The following is a 3,020-nucleotide window of genomic DNA, read 5'->3' as shown; positions in this document are numbered from 1 at the left end:
GGGAGGGGACCGCTCAACTTCTCGACCACCTCAAGAAGGGCGAAATGGCCATCGAGGCCGAGCGGCTGCTCAAGGGCAGCGGCTGGTTGCCTGAGGTGTTGCGCCGCGCCGATCTGATCGTTCTGGGCGACGCGGAGGGCGCAGAAGGGCAGGGGGAGGACACGGGTGTGCCCGCGGAGGTCGATCTTCCGGCCTTCCTGACCGTCGATCTGCCCGACAGCGTTGCGCCGATGATCGCTGCGGAGTGACCGAGGCCGTTCGAGGGCGGGGAAACCCGCCCTCAATCTGAAAACATTATTAATATCAATATGATGAATGCGAATGCTCGCATTCGGGGTGAGGAACCATGTCTGCAACCACCATCATCGATACCGCCCCGCTCGGGGCGTTGGTCCGCTACACTGACGGCAGTCCCAAGCCGCCCGCACGCTTCACCAAGAAGCTCGCGGCCTGGGAGCGATCGAACGGCGTCGGCCGTCTCGTGAAGAAGGAACCGCCCCGCGCCTATCCGACCTGGACGGCACCGGCCTCCTTCACGCTGCATGAAGGGAACTTCTCCTCGGACGGGGTCATCCTCGTCACCATCATGCGCAGCCATTCGGCGGACAGCCGGCTGGTCTTCGAGGTGGCCGAGGAACCGCAGCCGGGGCAGGTGCGTGTTCTTCTGGACTTCGGCGGCAGCACCGAACTGTTGCATCTGGCGGAGTCCATCACCGCGGCCGAGCTCTGGATTGCGCGGGAGGGCTATCGCAACGCCCGTCTCGAAATCGTCGGCAGTGCGGACAGCGATAGGGCAGGGGGCGCGGACCTGGCCGCCTGAGCCCTGACAAGGCGTGAGGGGCAGGCCTGCGGGCCGACCCCTCACCGACCACAACCTCGCCCCGCGATACCGCGGAGCACCAAAGGCTCCATCCCCCAAAGACGGAGGTCTTCAACCACCAGCGTGGCCGGGAGGCTGGCGGCGTATCAAGCATCAGCGGGACAACCGGCTCCTGTCGTTGGGGGACCATCCCCCGCTCGCCATTCCCTTCCTTGCCCCGAATCCCGTCTTCGAGATCAACCCGCAAGGGGTCGGACTACGGGCGAGCCAGTGCCGCCGGGCGGATTCGGCCAGGGGTCCGAACGCACCCGGTGATGTCAGCCAGTCTTCGGGCCTGCGGGGTCCTGTCGCGCGGGGGACGGTCCCCCGCCTCCCAGACAGGAGCCAAACAGATGTCCCGCAAAGATGCTCACGCCTTCGCCGCCTCCCTCGCCGCCACGCTCATGGTCTCGATCGTCGTCTTTCAGGCAGGGGATGGAACCTTTGGCGCCGTCCCCGCCGATGAAATCGACGGCGACGAGGTGCAAGTGGTCGCTGAGGTCGATCCGTGGGCGTAATGCCCACCCCCTCGACGGGCTCTGGGTCGGAGCAAGGCTCCGATCCAGCCCCTTGGTCAGTCATCCGTTTCGGTCGACTTTCAGAATGTGCCGACATTGGTCGGCTTGCCCATCGCCATGCGATGAAACCAAGGGCATCCGCGCGTTGCCGACTTCACGAGCAATAGCCGTCACCGGCTGTGTCATGAAAGCCGCTTGATCATCGGCGGAGTTCGTCAGATGCTCGTTCGCAACTCGTTTGGGTGCCCGAGCATGCTATATAAAACATTGATTTCATTATATGGATCGTCGCTGGCGGGCAAATCGTCCCCTACAGAAGACTTGGTCTGGCACTTCACCCCATCCGAAGACTTGCGGCTCTTTCGCGAGTATGCACTGGACGCCCTGCAACAGGCCAAAGTGTATCTGCTCGATCATTTGGCGGCGGCCTATGCCGACACGTTGCATGAAGCCGTTGCCAAAGAGGCAGCCGAAGCGGGTTTGCCGGCCATGGAAATCCTTGGCGAGGTGAAACTCCCCGCTGACGTGGTTTGGGTGGAGTTCGACGATCGGGCGTTGGGCGTCGCGCGCTTTGATCGTGCTTCGCTTGTCACAAGGTACGACGATAATCCGATCGGCACGGGCCTGCGCGGCTATCTGCTTGATGATCGCGACCAAGCGCACCTGCGTATCACGATGTTCCATCAGCGCGAGAATTCGCGCGTCGTCGACCCGATCTGTGCCTTGCTCGTCAAGCGAACTGCCACGGGTGAACTCAACTATGATGACGTCGAAGTCGAGCTGAGCCGTTCGATGGTCGACTTCCGCCTGCGTAGTGGAGATACGGTCGAAATGATCCACGACCGGCGCACGGTGCACCAGGTCGAAACGGGATACGACCTGTTCATTCCTTATGCGCTGTTTGCCATGCTGGTTTCGCCGGACTTGGGCGGGATCATCCCCACGGAAACCGAGACCTTCACCGCCAAGGACACCAAAACGGCCCGAAAGTTCGGAAAGTCCTGGATCCTGGGTGCTCGGAAGTCACATCTGACGATCAGGATCGGGCCGCAGGCCGCCGCGCACATGGCGGAAAGGACCGCTCGCCTCGAGTTCGAACGGCAAGCGCGAGACCCGCGCAACGGACCCATCCGTCACTGGGTTGCCGAACATGAGCGACATTATCAGAGCGGCAAAGTCGTTCTGGTCAAGGGGCATCATCGAGGTCACGCGCCCGCGCCAGACCTCGCGACGCGTGTCATGGGGCCGAGGCCTGATGCAGTAAGGTTCGACCTTCCGAACGCCCAGCCGAGAACGGATGACTGACGCGTCAGTCTCCCGCTTCGGTGTTACACAATCAGGTTGCCCGGGTCTTTGTCCGCAGTGATGTAATCGGTGAACCATTTCGGTTTATGCCCCGCCCTGACCAGGTGATCGCCGAAATCTCAGCGTGACGTTACTTCGCTGCGGCAGGCCCGCAGGTGGCCAAATCGCGCGAACGAAGATCCAGCTTGTCGATGTTCGTCTGACCTCCTTGCGAATCATCTCCGCCGTTTTCGGTCCTTTTGGCGGTGCGCTCTGTCCTCCACCTTCTCCCCTTCCCGGGTGCTTTTCCCGCCACCGGCCGCCCGGTCTCCGGTCTTGCGGTGCCATTCCGGTCCATG

The 3,020-nt window shown here is 62.5% G+C and carries 3 protein-coding genes and 1 pseudogene; all 4 read left to right on the top strand.

Annotated features, from left to right (window positions below; genetic code table 11):
* Positions 1-248: pseudogene (locus FBT96_RS17790) on the top strand (DNA-binding protein); the annotation flags it as partial.
* Positions 249-346: 98 nt separating this feature from the next.
* Positions 347-820 (top strand): hypothetical protein, encoded by a 474-nt coding sequence (locus FBT96_RS17785; RefSeq protein ID WP_136909037.1) that lies wholly within the window; start codon positions 347-349, stop codon positions 818-820.
* Positions 821-1,212: 392 nt separating this feature from the next.
* Entirely contained in the window at positions 1,213-1,377 is a 165-nt protein-coding gene (locus FBT96_RS20870) for a hypothetical protein (RefSeq protein WP_018001789.1), read from the top strand.
* Positions 1,378-1,596: 219 nt separating this feature from the next.
* Complete coding sequence (locus FBT96_RS17780; protein WP_249306556.1) at positions 1,597-2,682, top strand: hypothetical protein; 1,086 nt, start codon at positions 1,597-1,599, stop codon at positions 2,680-2,682.
* Positions 2,683-3,020 lie beyond the last annotated feature (338 nt).

This window comes from Rhodobacter capsulatus (assembly GCF_005144475.1).
Taxonomy (GTDB): Bacteria; Pseudomonadota; Alphaproteobacteria; order Rhodobacterales; family Rhodobacteraceae; genus Rhodobacter; species Rhodobacter capsulatus_C.
Note: the sequence above shows the minus strand (reverse complement) of the source record. Positions and strands in the feature narration are given on the sequence as shown.

Excerpts from the sequence above, each read along its gene's own strand:
- FBT96_RS17785 (WP_136909037.1), top strand. The coding sequence starts at position 347 with ATGTCTGCAACCACCATCATCGATACCGCCCCGCTCGGGGCGTTGGTC.
- FBT96_RS20870 (WP_018001789.1), top strand. The coding sequence starts at position 1,213 with ATGTCCCGCAAAGATGCTCACGCCTTCGCCGCCTCCCTCGCCGCCACG.
- FBT96_RS17780 (WP_249306556.1), top strand. The coding sequence starts at position 1,597 with ATGCTCGTTCGCAACTCGTTTGGGTGCCCGAGCATGCTATATAAAACA.